This is a genomic window from Actinokineospora globicatena (genome assembly GCF_024171945.1).
GTDB lineage: Bacteria > Actinomycetota > Actinomycetes > Mycobacteriales > Pseudonocardiaceae > Actinokineospora > Actinokineospora globicatena.
The window spans coordinates 587309-603680 of sequence record NZ_JAMTCR010000002.1; the positions used below are offsets into that span (position 1 = coordinate 587309).

At 71.6% G+C, this 16372-nt stretch carries 9 protein-coding genes and 1 tRNA gene; 6 read left to right on the forward strand and 4 right to left on the reverse strand.

Going from position 1 to position 16372, the window contains the following annotated elements; all coding sequences use genetic code 11:
• Positions 1-47: 47 nt before the first annotated feature.
• The 4 genes from LV79_RS02760 to LV79_RS02775 form a co-directional block, all read right to left on the reverse strand.
• Positions 48-6239, reverse strand: coding sequence for an Ig-like domain-containing protein (locus tag LV79_RS02760; RefSeq protein WP_253831689.1), 6192 nt, complete (start codon positions 6237-6239; stop codon positions 48-50).
• A gap of 493 nt (positions 6240-6732) precedes the next feature.
• Complete coding sequence (locus LV79_RS02765) at positions 6733-7506, reverse strand: PP2C family protein-serine/threonine phosphatase (RefSeq protein ID WP_253831691.1); 774 nt, start codon at positions 7504-7506, stop codon at positions 6733-6735.
• A gap of 92 nt (positions 7507-7598) precedes the next feature.
• A complete protein-coding gene (locus LV79_RS02770) occupies positions 7599-8072 on the reverse strand; it encodes a DUF4265 domain-containing protein (protein ID WP_253831693.1) in 474 nt (157 codons plus the stop codon).
• Between the two features lie 287 nt (positions 8073-8359).
• Positions 8360-8435, reverse strand: a tRNA-Thr gene (locus tag LV79_RS02775).
• A 111-nt stretch (positions 8436-8546) separates the two neighbouring features.
• Here LV79_RS02775 and LV79_RS02780 point away from each other — a divergent pair.
• The 6 genes from LV79_RS02780 to LV79_RS02805 all read left to right on the forward strand — a co-directional run bounded on the left by LV79_RS02780 (position 8547) and on the right by LV79_RS02805 (position 16299).
• The gene (locus LV79_RS02780; protein ID WP_372495254.1) at positions 8547-9977 is read left to right on the forward strand and encodes a threonine/serine exporter family protein; all 1431 of its coding nucleotides are present in this window, start codon (positions 8547-8549) and stop codon (positions 9975-9977) included.
• Positions 9978-10093: 116 nt separating this feature from the next.
• Positions 10094-11524 (forward strand): alpha,alpha-trehalose-phosphate synthase (UDP-forming), encoded by a 1431-nt coding sequence (locus LV79_RS02785; protein ID WP_253831695.1) that lies wholly within the window; start codon positions 10094-10096, stop codon positions 11522-11524.
• A gap of 35 nt (positions 11525-11559) precedes the next feature.
• Complete coding sequence (gene otsB, locus LV79_RS02790; RefSeq protein ID WP_253831697.1) at positions 11560-14088, forward strand: trehalose-phosphatase; 2529 nt, start codon at positions 11560-11562, stop codon at positions 14086-14088.
• Positions 14089-14282: 194 nt separating this feature from the next.
• The gene (locus tag LV79_RS02795) at positions 14283-14708 is read left to right on the forward strand and encodes a hypothetical protein (RefSeq protein ID WP_253831699.1); all 426 of its coding nucleotides are present in this window, start codon (positions 14283-14285) and stop codon (positions 14706-14708) included.
• A gap of 1 nt (position 14709) precedes the next feature.
• The gene (locus LV79_RS02800) at positions 14710-15285 is read left to right on the forward strand and encodes a DUF3558 domain-containing protein (protein ID WP_253831701.1); all 576 of its coding nucleotides are present in this window, start codon (positions 14710-14712) and stop codon (positions 15283-15285) included.
• 3 nt (positions 15286-15288) lie between these two features.
• Positions 15289-16299 carry a hypothetical protein gene (locus LV79_RS02805; RefSeq protein WP_253831703.1) on the forward strand — a complete coding sequence of 337 codons (1011 nt, stop codon included), beginning with the start codon at positions 15289-15291 and terminating at the stop codon, positions 16297-16299.
• Positions 16300-16372 lie beyond the last annotated feature (73 nt).

Below are 16372 nucleotides of genomic sequence, written 5' to 3' on the forward strand. Positions count from 1 at the left end.
GTACCGCATGAGCGGGTGCTGCCTGAGCGTGTGCTGGCGGGGAGCGGTCACCACGTGATCGTCCCGGTGGTGCTCGGTGACCCGGACGACCGGCAGGAGACCGTCACCGTGGTCCCCGGGGAGCCGTAGTAGTTGCGGGTCTGGCGCTCCTCGCCCGAGGTGAAGGTCTCGTTGACGAAGGTGTAGCCCGCGGTCTGCGCGGTGAACGAGCAGGTGATGGTGTTGCCGCGGAAGTTCTCCACCTTCACCTTGATGAAGGCGCAGCTGGCGTCGGTGCACGCCGCGGGCTTGGTGCTGCTGCAGGTCGCCCCGCTGCAGGCCGCGCCCTTGGACACCGCGACCACCGGTGCGGGCGGCTCGGGCCCGGTCGCCTGCGTCGCCTCCTTGGTGAGCGTCGGCCTGCCCTGGCTGGTGACCGTCACGGTGATCTTGACCGTGGTGGCGTAGCCGATGGTCAGGGTGTCCTCGTGGTCCCACACGCCGACCTGGGTGGTCAGGTTCTGGTTGCCGTTCCCCTTGTCGGTCTGGATCCGCACCTGGGCGGGCTTGCCGTTGGGGTTGACGGTGACCTTGTACTCGACCTTGTCCTCGACCGCGGTCGTGGAGATCACCAGGTCCTTCATCGGGCCGTACGCGGTCACCTGCTCGACGGCGGGCGCGTTGCACGCGTCGTTGCCACCGCTGCCGTTGCAGGTCCGCAGGGTGATGCCGACCTGCTGGCCGTTGGGCAGCCCGTTGATCGTGTACTCGTTGTTGTCCTTGCCGTCGACCGGGTACTCCCAGGTGCCGCAGCTGGTGCCGCCGCCCCAGGTGCAGGTGACCGTGTTGGACCGACCGTGCGAGGCGGGCGCGTCGAAGCTGATCTTCGCCTGGCCGTCGACCCCGGTGGCCTCCGCCTTGTACGAGTTGCCGAACGCGTCGGGCTTCGCGCTGGCCTCCATCTCCGCGCCCGGGCTGGGCGGCGAGGTGTGGCCGTCGCCCGGTCCGGAGTTGGTCGCGGTGAGGAAGTAGGTGTAGACGGTGCCGTCGTTGGTGATGCCGTCGTCGGCGCAGCTGAGGTTGCGGACGTTCTCGCAGACGACCTTGTCGCCACCGCCGCCGGTGCGGGTGACCGAGTAGGTCACCGGGCCGGGTCCGTTGGCGTTGACCGGCGGCCACGACACCCGCACCGCACTGCGCCGGGAGTCGGTGGACTGGACCACGGTGAGCGTCGGCGCGGGCGGTCGGTTCGGTGAACCGGCCGACTGCGCGGTCGTGGTCGCCGCCGGGCCGGGGCCGTGCGCGTTCACCGCGATGACGGTGAAGGTGTAGAGGGTGTCGTTGTCCAAATTGGACGGCGTGGCGGTGGTCGCGCCACCGGGCACCGTCATCCGGCCGCCACCGGTCCAGCTGATCTCGTGCCGCTGGATCTCACTGCCCTCGTTGCGGGCGGGGGTCCAGGTCAGCGTCACGCCGCCGTCGCGCGGCTGGGCGGCGGCCAGGCCACCGACCGCGCCGGGTACCTCGTCCGGTGTGGACGTCGACGACGACGGGCTCGGCTTGCTCCAGCCGACCAGGTTGCGCGCCCGGACGGTGAACGAGTACGCGCGGCCGTTGGTGAGCCCGGAGATCGAGCACGGCGACGCGGCGCAGTTCTGCGACCCGCCGTCCCAAGCGACCTCGTAGCCCTCGATCGGCGCGCCGTTGTTGGCCGGGGTGCCCCAGGCCAGCTCCACGACCTTGCTCAGCGTGGTGCGACCGGGGATCGGGATGCTCGGCGCGTCCGGCACGCCCAGCACGCGCAGGGTGATCCGGCCGGGGACCTTGCGGTCGTTGCGGCTGGTGTCGGCCACGTCGGAAACGGTGACCTCGAAGGACATCGTGCCGTGCGACTCGCTGCCCGGCGTGATCCGCACGGACGCGCCCGACGAGCTCGAACTGGCCGACATGCCGTCGATCTGGCGCACCGACACCACCGAGATCACCGGGTCGCGCAGCCGGGACCGGACGTACTGGGCGAGGTTGACCTCCGCGGTCTCCCCCGCCTTGATGCCGTCCACGGCCACCGGCGACACCGACGGCGCGGGCGCGGCGATGACGCGGACCGCGAACGGCGTCGCCGGGGCGGGTGAGCCCTCCACGCCGACCTCGAGCACACCGTTGGCACCCGGCCTGGCCGCACCGGAGGCGGTGAGACGGATGGTGCGCGAGCCGGAGCCCTCGACGTCGACGCCCTGGGCGTCGGTCTTCCAGCGGGCGGTGTACTTCAGGTCGACCGCCGCGCCCGGCTTGGCGGTCCACACGTGGCAGACCGAGGTGATGTCCATGCCGATCGTGGTGCCGCCTGCGATGAGCGTGATGGTGCCGCTCGGGCAGCGCAGGATCGGCACGTCCGGCCCGATCTGCACCGGCACGGTGATGTACGCGGTCTGGCCCTCGGTGACGCTGGGGCCGTTGGTGACCTCGAAGGTGATCGCGGCCGGGCCGTTGTAGCCGGGAACCGCGGTGAGCACCAGCGACTGCTCGCCCTCGTTGCGCACCTGCAGGCCGATCGACGGCGAGGCGAAAATCCGGTCGGACAGGGTCAGCTTCACCGGCTTGGCGGCCGGGTCGACCACGAAGTCGGCGATGGAGACGGTCTTGCTGCCGTCGATCGGCACCTCGATGCTCTGCCCCGGCTTGCCGTACGGGGCGCCGCCGCCGCTGGCGGGCACGTGGATGAGCCCGAGCGCGGTGGCGCCACCGCTGTCCTTGAGCTCGTAGGCCACGGTGCGCGGCTGGTCGAGCACCGGCATGGTGATCTTGCCGCCGGACTCGCTCGCCTTGCTGTCGAACACCTTCGTGATGGTCAGGCCCTCGGACCCGCCGTCGACGTCACCGGCGGCGGCGAGCACGTCGACCTCGACGGTGTCGGCGCCGGGGCGCGGCTCGGCGTAGGTGTCGCCCGCGATGGGCGGCATGTTGTAGTCCTTCTGGCTGCGCACCGTCAGCGTCGCGATCGACGGCTCGCCGAAGCCGCCGATGACGCTGTAGACCACGATCAGCGGCTTGCCGCTGAGGTCCGGCGAGGTCAGCTCGATCAGCCCGTCGGCGTTGAGCGACACGTCGGCTGGCAGGTTCGGGTTGCGCTCCTTGAGCGGCTCCACCTGGGTGGTGTCACCGGGGGCGCGCAGGTCGTTGCCCATCACGTCGATGGCCAGCCGCACCCCGGGCGCGGAGGTGACCACGTCGTCGACCGCGATCGCGGGCTGCGGGTCGCCGGGCGGGGTGATGGCCACCCGGATGTCGGACTCGCTCGTCTTGCCGAACGGGTCGGTGACCAGGTACTTGAAGGTGTCGGTGCCCGCGCTCGACGGGTACGCCTGGTAGGTGATCGAGGTGGCGCCCATGGCGATGATCCGGCCGAGCCCGGCCGCCGAGCCGATGCCGGTGACCGACACCGAGTCACCGTCGGGGTCGAGGCCGCTGGTCGGGATGACGATCTTGATGGTGTCGCCAGCGCTCGCCCTGGCCTCCACCGGCTGCGGGGCGGGCGGCTGGTTGGGCGACTGCGGGGTCGGCGCCGGGGTGACGGTGACGTGCGCCTGCCCGACGGCCTGGTCGCCGTTGGGGTTAACAGCGACGTAGGACACCACGACCTTGACCGGGGCGTCCACTGTGGCCGGTGGGACGTAGCGGACCAGGCTGCCGGTCACGTACGCCTTGCCGACCTGGGTGTCCGGGTCGGTGATGCCGGTGACCGAGAGCTGCCCGCGCGCGGGCGCGCCCTCCACGTTGGCCTGCAACGAGATCGGCGACCCACCGGGGGTGGTGTCGTTGTCCAGCACCGGGATCGCGACCGAGTCACCGGCGCGGACCACGGCGTGGTCGTCCTTGGGCACCGGGGTGTCGTCCTGCGGCGGGCCGAGCTGGGTCACGGTGACCTCACCGGTGACCGCGCCGGTCAGCCCGTTGGTCACGGTGTAGCGCACGACCTGCGGGTTCGGGCTCAGCGTCGGGGTCAGCGCGGTGATCCGCAGCCAGCGGCCCTTGACGATGGCGACCTTGATCTGGTCCTCGACGACCGACTCGGCGGTCTGCACGACCAGCAGCGACCCGGACGGGTCCACGTCGTTGGCCAGCACGTCGACCAGCGTCGGCAGCTGCGCGCGGACCACGGCGCTGTCGGGCACGGCGACCGGCGGCAGCGGCGTGGCGGGCGCGGCGGTGGCGTCCACCCGGATGCCGCCGGTGGCGAACGGGGCGTTGCCGAAGGCGGCCGAGTACTCCAGGAACACCGTGCCCGGCCGGGCGACGGTGACGGTGACCAGGCCGGTCTTGATGTCGGTGACCACGGCGGCACCCGGCGGGGCGGCGAGGTCACCGGCCAGCCGCAGCCGCGCGGCCGGGTCGGTCGGGTCGGAGCCGGGGCGGTCGTTCTCCAGCGGCCGCACGGTGATCGGCTGGCCGACCTGCCCGCGCACCACGTCCGGCTGGGCGATCGCGGCGACGGCGGTGGTCGCCGCCGGGTCCTGCACGGTGACGGTCTCCTTGCCGACGACCTGCTCGCCCCGGCCGTCGGTCACCTCGTACTCGACCACCTGCGGGCCCGCCTTGCGCGGCGCGGTGAAGTCGACGAACCCGGCTGGCGTGGTGGTCACCGAGCCCTCGGCGACCTTCGCGCCCGCCAGCACGATCGGGTCACCGTCGAAGTCGCGCCAGTCGGCGATCGCCGGGATCGACACGAGCCCGGCCGACGGCACGCTCCAGTCGGTGGCCTTGAAGCCCGCGCGCAGCTCCGGCGGCTTGTTCTCGTCGACGGTGCGGCCCTCGACGTTGACCGACGCGGTCGCGCTCAGGCCCTGGCCGTCGTCGATCGTGTACTTGAACCGGGTGTCCACAGCGGACTCCGGCAGGGTGACCTGCACGGTCTGGCCGTCCGGCGCGATCGCCAGCCGCACCGCGGGGTTGTCCGGGGCGGTGACCGCCGAGATGGACAGGATGTTGCCAGCCGGGTCGGAGTCGTTGTCCAGCACGTGCAGCACGGTCGTGCGGCCCGGCCGGGCGCCCAGGGTGTCGTCGACGGCCTTCGGCGGCTTGTCCTTGACCGCGTCGGTGTTCTTGTCGTCCTTGGTCTTGTCGCTGGGGTTCTGCACCGGCGGCGGCTTCACCGCGGACCAGTTGTCGACCTTCTTCTGGGTGCTGAGGTCCCAGACCGCGCCGGTGGCGATGTCGTTGAGCACGATCGAGCCGCGGTTGACCCGGAACACCGGCTTCACCAGGGCGCTCTCGTCGCGCAGGTTGCCGGGGGTCGCCTTGTCGCCGCCGCAGGCGCGCACGTAGCCGGACGGGGTGCCCGCCCACGCGGCGTGGACGCACCCGCCCAAGCGCACCGGGGCCGCCGGGGCGCCGCGACCGGCGTCGGAGAGCAGCGTCGTGCGGCCGTCGGCGATGGAGACGGCGATCAGCGACTTCCGGGTGGCGATGATGACGGCGTCCGAACCGGGACCGGGCTGCTGCAACCGGGTGGTCTCGTCGGCGTCGATGGTGACGTCCTTGCCGTCCGGCAGCACCAGCGTGCCGGTGTCGGTGTCGAGCACGAGCAGGTCGCCGCCGACCGAGGTGACCTGGACGTTGGACAGCGCGTGCGGCAGGTTCGAGTAGTCGGCTTCCTCGAAGGTGTTCTGGCTGACCCGGATCGTGGCGACCTTGCCGCTCTTGGACACCACCCGCACCGTGCCGTCCGGGGCGACGGCGAGCGCGGCGTCCTGGTCGACGGTGGCGATCGGGGCGTTGGCCGGGTCGAGCGTGCCGAGGTTGGTCATGCCGTCGCGGGTGTCGACCCTCGTCGCCCACACCCGGCCGGTCCTGGGCTCCAGCGCGGCGAGCGTGCCGCCCGCCAGCGCGAGCTCGGTGTCCCCGGCGATGGATAAGCCCTGCTCGGGTAAGGCGACCGCGCGGGCGACGTCGACGGGGAAGAGCCTGCCGGTCGCCGAGTCGCGCGCGGCGACCGCGGAGCCGTCCTGGTGCACGTCGAGCTGGTAGGCCTGCTGCGTGCCGCCCGGGGGGTAGAAAGCCGCGTCCAGGGCGCCCGCGGGCTTGTTGAGCCTGCCGAACAGGCCGTCGCGGTCACTGGTGACCCAGATCCCGCCGTCGTCGAGGTCGACCTGCCGCACCGGGTAACCGGTGGATGACAACGCGTACGTGACCAGAGCCGTCGCGCCGATCGCGAGCACGACCGAGGACGCGATGGCGGTCCGGTGTCGCCTGAGAAAACCCACGTGTCCCCTGCCAGAGTCCCCGAGCCGTCAACCGGCCGTATCGTGTCGGGCGGCGACAATGTTGCAGGTTTGTCCGGTCAGCCTCCACACCCGGGTGGCGAGTATGCCGTGGATGCGCTATCGCCGTCAGCCAGAACGACCTATTCCCCTGAGGCGAACTCGGCTGCCCGCGGGGGCGGGATGTCGACCGTGGCGGGGCAGCGGTTCCGGAGCGTGACAGGCCCGAGGTGCGCCGAGCGGAGCCGCCGCTGGCGAACGGCGCCGAGCCGACCACCGCGACGAGGGCTACCGTACCGAGCGTGATCGCCGCCCAGGGCCGCCGAGCGGGCTCGTTCACTGTGTCGGAGGCCACAGTGGGAATTTCCGACACCGGCGGTGGTGTGGACCACGTTGGCGGACTCTTGTCGAGATCCAACCGGTTGGTCCTCGGCGCGGGTCGCCGTAGGCGGTCCGGTAACCGTTACCCATCGTCCTGGACGCGCATTCATCGCGCCTATCTCGGCGCCGTCTCACCGTCAGTGGCGGCAGTGGTCGAGGCGGAGACGTGGTCGACGACGACAGCGGTCACGTTGTCCCGGCCACCGGCGGCCACCGCGTCGCGCACCAGGGAGGCGGCCGCGTCCCTCGGGTCGGGCTGGGCGCCGAGCACGGCGGCGATGGTGTCGTCGTCCAGTTCGCCGGTGAGGCCGTCGGAGCAGACCAGGAACCGGTCGCCCTCGGTCGGCGGGAACACCAGCAGGTCGGGCTCCGGGGCGGTCGGCGACCCGAGCGCCCTCGTCACGACGTTGCGCCGGGGGTCGGTGGCGGCCTCGGCCGGGCTCAGCTTCCCGGCCGCGACCAGCTCGGTGACCTCGGAGTGGTCGACGGTCAGCTGGACCAGCTCGCGCTCGGCGTAGCGGTAGACCCGGGAGTCGCCGACGTTGAACACCACCCAATGCGGTGAGCCCGCGAAGTCGACCAGGCACAGGCCGGTGATGGTGGTGCCCATGCCGAACTGCTCCGGGTTGCGCTCCGCGGCGGCCAGGATGTCGCCGTTGAGCCGCACGATGTGCCTGCGCACGTCGTCGGGGCGCACCACGCCCTCGGTGCCCAGCTGCGCCAGCCCGGCCACCGCCAACCCGCTGGCCACGTCACCCGCGGCGTGCCCGCCCATCCCGTCGGCCACCGCGAACACGGCGGCGGTCACCACGTAGTTGTCCTCGTTGGCCGCTCGGACCAGGCCCACATCGGTTGCGGCCCCAGCCCGAATCGTCGGTTCCCCGGTCACCGGGCACCCCCCACAGCTTCGACACATCGACGACGACATCGTCGCAGCCCAGGCCCGTGTTGCACACCTCGTTCCGGCCGGACAGGGGTCGATCAGGCGGGGTCGGACCTGCGGTGGCCGACCGCGAGGGCCCCCTCCTCCAGCTCGATCCCGGCCTCGGCGCGCAGCCGCAGCAACTCGGCCCGCAACGCCGCGTAGTCGACCTCGGGCGGCACCCCGACCGCCCACAGCAGCCCGGTGTTGTCGATCTCCCACCAGCAGTCCGCCGCGTCGAGCACCGCCTCGACCACCGCCGCGGCCGCGTCGTCGACGATCAGCCGCACCGTCGAGTACCCCGACTCCGCGACCCGCTCGACGAACACCAGCTTCTCCCGCTCCAGGTCCACCTTGATCCGCACGGTGTCCCGGAACGCCACCCCCCGCGCGTAGAACGGCACGTTGCGCAACCGGACCGTGTCCACCCCGACCCGCTCCGCCCACAACCCCTCGGTGGCGTACGGCGGCCACGTCGGCGACCGCTTCGGCAGATCGAAGATCACCTTGAACAGCTGCTCCGGCTCACCCACGCGAACCCCACCAATCACCCAACCCACACCCGGGTCCGAGCGACGGCGGAACACCGCCGACACCCCCATCGTCGCAGCCCAGGACCGGTTCGCGCACCTACCCGAGCCAACCGGGGGACAACACCGGTGACCACTCCCGCACCCACCGCAACAGGGCCCAGGTCACACCGACCCACACCACAACCCCATATTCACCGTATGGCGCCGCCCACACCTCGCGACACCACCACTCCAGGCGGCGTGGGGGCTCCCCGAACAGGGCGATCACAGGCCAGGCTGGTCAGGGGTGGAGCCGGCAGCGGGACTTGAACCCGCAACCTTTCGCTTACAAGGCGAGTGCTCTGCCAATTGAGCTATGCCGGCGTGGCGCCGCGGGGGGCGCCGGGTGCAATGGTACGGCGGTGGGGGCTCGCGGTTGCGGGGCGGCTCATGATCGGCGACGGTCGGTGGACAGGGACTGGTGAGGGGGTTGGGGTGGCGCGGTTCTCGCAGCGGGCCGGGTGGGTGCCGTGGCGTCGGGGGGTGGTGTCCGGGAACGGGCACGCCAACGGGCACGCCGCGGAGCAGCCGGTGCAGGGGCCGCGGTTGCCCGAGGAGCGGACCGTCCACTTGGTGCTCGACCTGGCGCTGCGCATCGGTGAGGTGCAGATGGCCTCGGGTGCCGGTGCCTCGGACGCGACGGCGACGATCATCGCGGTGTCGGCGGCGTACGGGCTGCCGCACTGCGAGGTGGACGTCATCTTCACCTCGATCACCGTGGCCTGCCAGCGCGGGACCGACGAGCCGCCGATCACGTCGTTGCGGGTGGTGCGGTCGCGCGGCCTGGACTACACGCGGTTGGCCGACGTCGAGACGCTGGTCGGGAAGATCACCGCGCACCGGGTCGACGTGCAGGAGGCGCGGGCGGAGTTGGAGCGGATCACCACCGCGCCGCACCCGTACCCGCGCTGGGTGGCCACGCTGGCCTATGCCGGGATGGCGGCCGCGGTGACCGTCCTCATCGGTGGTGCCGCCGACATGGCCGCGTTCGCCGCGATCACCACCGCCGTGGTGGACCGGGTCGGCCGGGTGCTCAACCGCCGGGCGTTGCCGTTCTTCTTCCAGCAGGTGGTCGGCGGGGCGCTGGCGACGGGCGCGGCGCTGGCGCTGTTGGCCAGCCACGTCATCGAGGGCAGGCCGACGGTCCTGGTCGCGGCCGCGATCACCGTGCTGCTGTCCGGTTTGTCGGTCGTTTCCACCGTGCAGGACGCCATCACCGGCTACAACGTGACCGCCGCGGGCCGCACGATGGAGATCTCGCTGATGACCGCGGGGCTGATCGCGGGCGTTGTGCTGGCGCTCAACATCGCCACCGCGCTCGGCATGGCGTACACGCCGCTCGCGGACCCGTTGCCGCCCAACGCTTTCCGACTACCGGTCCAAGCGGTCGCCGGTGCCGTGGGTGCCGCCCTGTTCGCACTGGCCAGCTACGCGAAGCCCCGCGCGCTGCTCGTCGCCGCCGCGGCAGGTGGCGCGGGCACGGCCGTCTACGGCGCCCTCACCCTCACCGGCACCAGCCCGATCTCCGCGTCCGGCGTCGCGGCCGTGGTGATCGGCTTCGCTGGCGGGGTGGTCTCCCGGCGGCTGCGGATGCCGCCGCTGGTGGTCGCCGTGTCCGGTCTCGTCCCGCTGCTGCCCGGCCTGACGACCTACCGCGGGCTCTACGAACTGGCGGCCGAGCGCAGCACGAGCGGCCTGCCGACGTTGATGCTGGCGGCGGCGATCGCACTGGCACTCGCCGCGGGCGTCGTCCTGGGCGAGTACCTCGCGCAGCCCGTCCGGACCGGTCTGAGCAGGTTGGAGCGGCGGCTGTCCGGGCCGAGGATGTCGGGGCCGCTGCGGCCCACCGAGCGCAGGCTGGAGTAAACCCCCCGGTGGCGTGAGAGTCGCCACGCGCGCTCACCCTGGTCGCAGGACGCGGGGAGTGCCCGCAGTGGTTAGCCTCAAACCGGGTATCCCCTGTCTGAGGAGGCACGTCCGGCGTGAGCAGCGAAGACGGTGCGGATTTCATCGTGGCCGCCAACCGGCTGCCGGTCGACCTCGAGCGCCTGCCGGACGGCTCCCAGCGCTGGAAGCACAGCCCCGGTGGTCTGGTCAGCGCGCTGGAGCCGTTCCTGCGCAGCCACAGCGGCGCCTGGGTCGGCTGGCCCGGGGTCCCCGACGTGGACGTGGAGGAGTTCACCGAGGACGGTCTGCGGCTGCACCCGGTGTCGCTGACCGCCGACGAGGTGCGCGACTACTACGAGGGCTTCTCCAACGCGACGCTCTGGCCGCTCTACCACGACGTGGTGGCGTCGCCGGTGTTCGACCGCGGCTGGTGGGACAGCTACGTCAAGGTCAACCACCGCTTCGCCGAGGCGTGCGCGAAGGTGGCCGCGCCGGGTGCGACGGTGTGGATCCAGGACTACCAGCTGCAGCTGGCGCCCGCGATCCTGCGCGAACTCCGGCCCGACCTGCGGATCGGCTTCTTCCTGCACATCCCGTTCCCGCCGACCGAGCTGTTCATGCAGCTGCCCTGGCGCGCGGAGATCGTGCGCGGCCTGCTCGGCGCCGACCTGGTCGGGTTCCACCGGCCCGGCGGCGCGCAGAACTTCCTGTGGCTGGCGCGGCGACTGCTCGGCCTGGAGCCGACCAGGGGCGCGGTCGGCGTGCGCACCAGACCGGGCGTCATCCAGCTCGGCGACCGCGCGGTCCGGGTCGGCGCGTTCCCCATCTCCATCGACTCCGCGGGCCTGGACGCCTTGTCGCGCAAGCGGGAAACGGTCGCGCGCACCCAGCAGATCCGCGCGGACCTGGGCAACCCCAAGAAGGTCATCCTCGGGGTGGACCGGCTGGACTACACCAAGGGCATCGACGTGCGGCTCTACGCGCTGCAGGAGCTGCTCGCCGAGGGCCGGGTCGACCCGACCGAGGTGGCGATGGTGCAGCTGGCCACGCCGAGCCGGGAGCGGGTCGAGCACTACCAGCGGATGCGCGGCGACATCGAGCAGGTGGTGAGCCGGATCAACGGCGAGTTCGGCCGGGTCGGGCGGCCGATCGTGCACTACCTGCACCAGTCGATCGGCCGGGCCGAGCTCTCCGCGTTCTTCTCCGCCGCCGACGTCATGCTGGTGACGCCGCTGCGCGACGGGATGAACCTGGTGTGCAAGGAGTACGTCGCGTGCCGCCACGACCTCGGCGGCGCCCTGGTGCTCTCGGAGTTCGCAGGCGCTGCCGCGGAGCTGACGAGCGCGTTCCTGGTGAACCCGCACGATCTCGACGGTGTCAAGAACGCCATGCACGCGGCCCTCACGATCGATCCAGCAGAAGGTCGCCGTAGGATGCGCGCGCTGCGGCGACAAGTGTTGACCCACGACGTCGACCGGTGGGCGCGCTCGTTCCTCGACGCGCTGGACCCCGAGCACGCCCACTGAGCAGACCCGCCCCGAACCAAGCCAAGGAGAAGGCGTTGACCGCCGAGGCCCTCCCTGCCGAGCTGCGCCGCGCCATCGTGCAGGTAGCCCGCACCCCCCGACTGCTGGTGGCCTGCGACTACGACGGGACACTCGCCCCGATCGTCGAGAACCCCGAGAACGCCCGCCCGCACACCGAGTCGGTCGGCGCGCTGCGCTCGCTGGCCGGGCTGCACGAGACGACCGCGGCGGTGATCTCCGGCCGGGCGCTGCGCGACCTGGCGACGCTGTCGCGGTTGCCCGCGGAGGTGCACCTGGTCGGCAGCCACGGTTCCGAGTTCGACGTGGGCTTCGTGCACGCGCTCGACGCGGACGCCCGCGACCTGCACCGCCGGATCGAGGCGGAGCTGGAGAAGCTGACCGAGGGCGCCGAGGGCGTGCACCTGGAGGTCAAGCCCGCCAGCATCGCGGTGCACGTGCGCCGCGCGCCCGACCACGTGGCCGACGACGTGCTCGGCAAGGTCCGGTCCGGACCGTCCACGTGGACCGGGGTCCAGGTGACCGAGGGCAAGGCGGTGATCGAGCTCGCGGTGGTCCAGACCGACAAGGGCCACGCGCTCGACGTGCTGCGCCACCAGGCAGGTGCCACGGCGGCGATCTTCGTCGGCGACGACGTCACCGACGAGAAGGCGTTCACCCGGCTCGCGGGCCCCGACGTCGGGGTCAAGGTCGGCGACGGCGCGACGCTGGCCGGGTACCGCATCGACGACCCGGGATCGGTCGCCACCATGCTCGCGCTGCTGCTCGAGGAGCGGCGCAACTGGCTCTACGGCGGGCAGGCGCCGCCCATCGAGCGGCTCTCCATGCTGGCCAACGAGCGGTCGGTGGCGCTGGTGACCCCGGACGCGCGGCTGACCTGGCTATGCCACCCGGAACCGGACTCGGCCGCGGTGTTCGCCGACCTGCTCGGCGGGCCGACCGCTGGCCACTTCAGCGTGTCCCCGGAACGCGGCGGATTGCCGCTGGGGCAACGGTATCTGCCCGGCACGATGGCGGTGGAGACGCGCTGGTCGGGTCTGCTGGTGACCGACTACCTCGACCACGACGTGCCCGCGCACCGCACGGACATGACGCGGGTGCTGTCCGGGTCCTCGGCCGCCGTGGTGGAGTTCGCGCCGCGACCGGAGTTCGGGCAGGTGCAGGTCCGGCTGGAAGCCACTGACGACGGCCTGCTGGTGCTGGGCACCTCGGACCCGATCGCGCTGCGCGCGCCCGGCGTCGTCTGGGAGATCACCAGCGACGGCCAGGTCGACTCGGCGCGCGCGGTCGTGCAGCCGACGCCGGAGCAGCCGGTGGTGTTCGAACTGCGCTGCGGCACCAGGGACCTCTCGGCGCACCCGGTCGCGGAGCCCGAGCGCAAGGCGCAGGCGGCGGCGTACTGGACCACCTGGCTCGACACGCTCGTGCTGCCGCCGGTGGAGAAGGACCTGGTCGCCCGCTCGGCGCTGACGCTGCGCGGCCTGTGCCACAGCGAGACCGGCGCGATCATGGCGGCGGCGACCACCTCGCTGCCGGAGGAGATCGGCGGCATCCGCAACTGGGACTACCGCTACTGCTGGCTGCGCGACGCGTCCATGACGGCGAAGGCGCTGGTGTCGCTGGGGTCCACTGTGGAGGCTGAGGCGTTCCTGCGCTGGGTGCACGGCGTGCTGGCCACCATCCCCGGCCCGGAGCGGCTGCACCCGCTCTACACCATCGCGGGCACCACGCTGGGCCCGGAAGCCGTGATCGACACGCTGCCCGGGTACGCCGGGTCGCGGCCGGTGCGGGTCGGCAACCTCGCCAACCAGCAGGTCCAGCTCGACGTGTTCGGCCCGGTCGTCGACCTGGTCGCCGCGCTCGCCGAGGCCAAGGGCTCGCTGTCGGACAGCGACTGGGCGATGGTCGAGGCGATGGCCGAGGCGGTCACCCGGCGCTGGCACGAACCCGACCACGGCATCTGGGAGGAGCGGCACCGCCCGCGCCACCACGTGTACTCGAAGGTCATGTGCTGGTTGACCATCGACCGCGCCATCACCCTGGCCACCGAGCACGGCCGCGCCGTGCACGCCGACTGGCCCGGCCTGCGCGACACCATCGCCACCGACGTGCTGACCAACGGCTGGAACGACGAGGTCCGCTCGTTCACCACCGCCTACGACGGCACCGACCTCGACGCCGCCACCCTGCTGATCGGCATGGTCGGCCTCATCGACCCCACCGACGAGCGCTTCCAGGCCACCGTCACCGCCACCGAGGCCGAACTCCGCAGCGGCTCCACCGTCTACCGCTACCACCGCGACGACGGCCTCCCCGGCGACGAGGGCGGCTTCCACATCTGCGCCGCCTGGATGATCGAGGCCTACCTGCTCACCGGCCGCCGCCCCGAAGCCGAAGACCTCTTCGCCCAGATAGTCAACGCCGCGGGCCCCACCGGCCTGCTCCCCGAGGAATACGACCCCGTCGCGGAACGCTCCCTGGGCAACCACCCCCAGGCCTACTCCCACCTCGGCCTCATCCGCTGCGCCCAACTCCTTTCCGCCTGACCCCTTTTTCCCTGAAAGGCCCGCCAGTTCCCCTGGCGGGCCTTTCACGTTTCTCCTCTTCACCCTCCGTCAAACACCACCAATCCCCTGATGCACCGAACGGTCGATCCTGGTCGAAATCTCGCTGAACGAGACCGACCGACCACCCAGCGTTGCTACCCTGCCCACGCACCTGCACGTGAAGGGGGAATCTGGTGCCGGAAGGCAACGACCAAAGACCGACCGGTCGCAACATCAGCGACCAGTTCATGATCGGCGACAGGCTCGTCGGCGCGCCCGCCACGGGTGCACCGACCACCGGGAGCGGTGGCTACTTCCGGTTCGACAGCCTCGTCGTACTCGACTCGCTGATCGCCCAGTGGACGTCGGTCCTCGACCGGATCACCGCGTGCAACTCCCAACTGCAGCAGGCCATCGACATCGTCGAGCAACCGGCGCAGGATCCGGCGAGCGGCTCCCAAACCGATGCGGCCAGGCGGAGCTTCACGAGAGCGGTCGACCACAACCTGGGCATGCGTGACTACGCCCGCGACTACATCCGCAAGCTCACCGCCACCAGGCAGGCCTATGCGGCCGCTGAGTCGGTCAACGCGGCCTCGCTGCGGTCAAGGGAGAGCTGACATGGGCATGAGGCCGCTCATCTGCTTGGTCGCGCTCGCCGCACTCGTCAGTGCGTGCGCAGAGAGCGGGACGCCAGTCCCCGGAACTTCAACCGCGGCACCGACACCGACAACGGGCAAGTACGGCGCTCCCGGAGTCCAGGACCCAGTCGAGCCGGGTGGATTCCTCAAGGACCCCTGCGAAGTTCTCACCAGGTCACAGGCGGGCGAACTCGGCTGGGAAGCAGAGGGAACTCCGCACGACCTCAGTTCCAACGATCCCTACTGCAGTTGGTCGGACAAGAAGAACCTCGAGAGCTTCGACTTCGGCTGGTTGGCGTCCAACAAGGGCGGGCTGGACGACACCTACCGGGTCTTCAAGGACGACGCGGGGTATTTCGACCCGATCGAGGTCGACGGCTACCCCGGTGTCTTCCACTCCGCCACCGACAACCGCCCCCGGGGGCATTGCAACCTGGTGGTCGGGATCAGGGACGAATTGACCTTCCGGGTCGGTGGCACCGGGGACGGGCCCGAGATCTGCGACAAGTTGCGCGAGATGGCGAGCATGGCGATCACCACCATGAAGGCGGGGTAGTCCGTGACCGAGGTTTCCGGCGAGGGGATCTACGAGAACTTCCACAACGGTGCGGGAACCGCGGGATTGGAGCACGCGGCGGACCTGCTCGCCGCGGTCGCGGACGAGTACGAAACCCTCAAGGCCGACATCACGACCATCGCGGGCCAGATGGGGGACGCGTGGCAGGGCGCGGCCAGTGATGCCGCCCAACGCGGCGTGGCGCCGCTGCTCAACGGCCACACCGCCGCCGCGCCCGCACTGGTCTTGGCCAAGGACGTGACCATGCGACAGGTCGCGCTGTTCCACTCAGCCCGCAGCGCGGTGCAACCGGTTCCACCGGCCCCCGACCAGCCGAGCGTGTGGGACAACGTGATCACCTTTGGCGGCGCGTCGGATTCCTACGAAGCCACACTGGCGAGGCGCAACGCCGCGACCGAGGCGAACATCCACGTGATGCGGATGTACGAGGAGCTCTCCAGCACCCACGCCGCCGCATTGCCCGCCTCGTACGGGGATCTCGCCGCCGACGATGCTAACGCCAAGGTGGGGCAGGAAGACCAAACCCGGCCGCAGGAACGCTCGGTGGTGCAGCCGGTGCGGCGGCCAGTCGCAGCCCGGCGGCCGGACACCCGTACGGCCAGCGCCGTTCAGGAGCGCGGTGCCGTCGAGCAGGTGCAGCGGCGGCAGGAGACGGATCCGAACTGGGTGGCGCCGCCACAGCAGGGGCCAGGGGTGCAACCCGGACCCACCCCGACTCCGGGTCCGACGCCGACGCCTGGGCCTCCTGGGCTGGCGGTGCCGCCCATGCGGCCGCTGGGTGGGCAGTGGCCGCCGGGTGGGGTGGGGCAGTGGCAGCGGCCTGGTAGGCAAGGGGGCCAGGGCGGGCAGAGCGGGCAGGGTGGGCAGAGTGGGCAAGGCGGCCAGGGAGAGCGTGGGCAGCAGGGGGGTTGCGCGCGGTGCTGGTGGTCAGGCGGGGGCTCGGCCGGGTGGGGGCGATGCGGCGGCGCGGGCTGGTGGGTTGCATGGGGCTGAGCAGGGACGTGCGGGGGTTGGGCGGGGGCTTGGGGCGGAAGGGATGCGGAGCGGCGCTGGGCCGGTGGCGGAA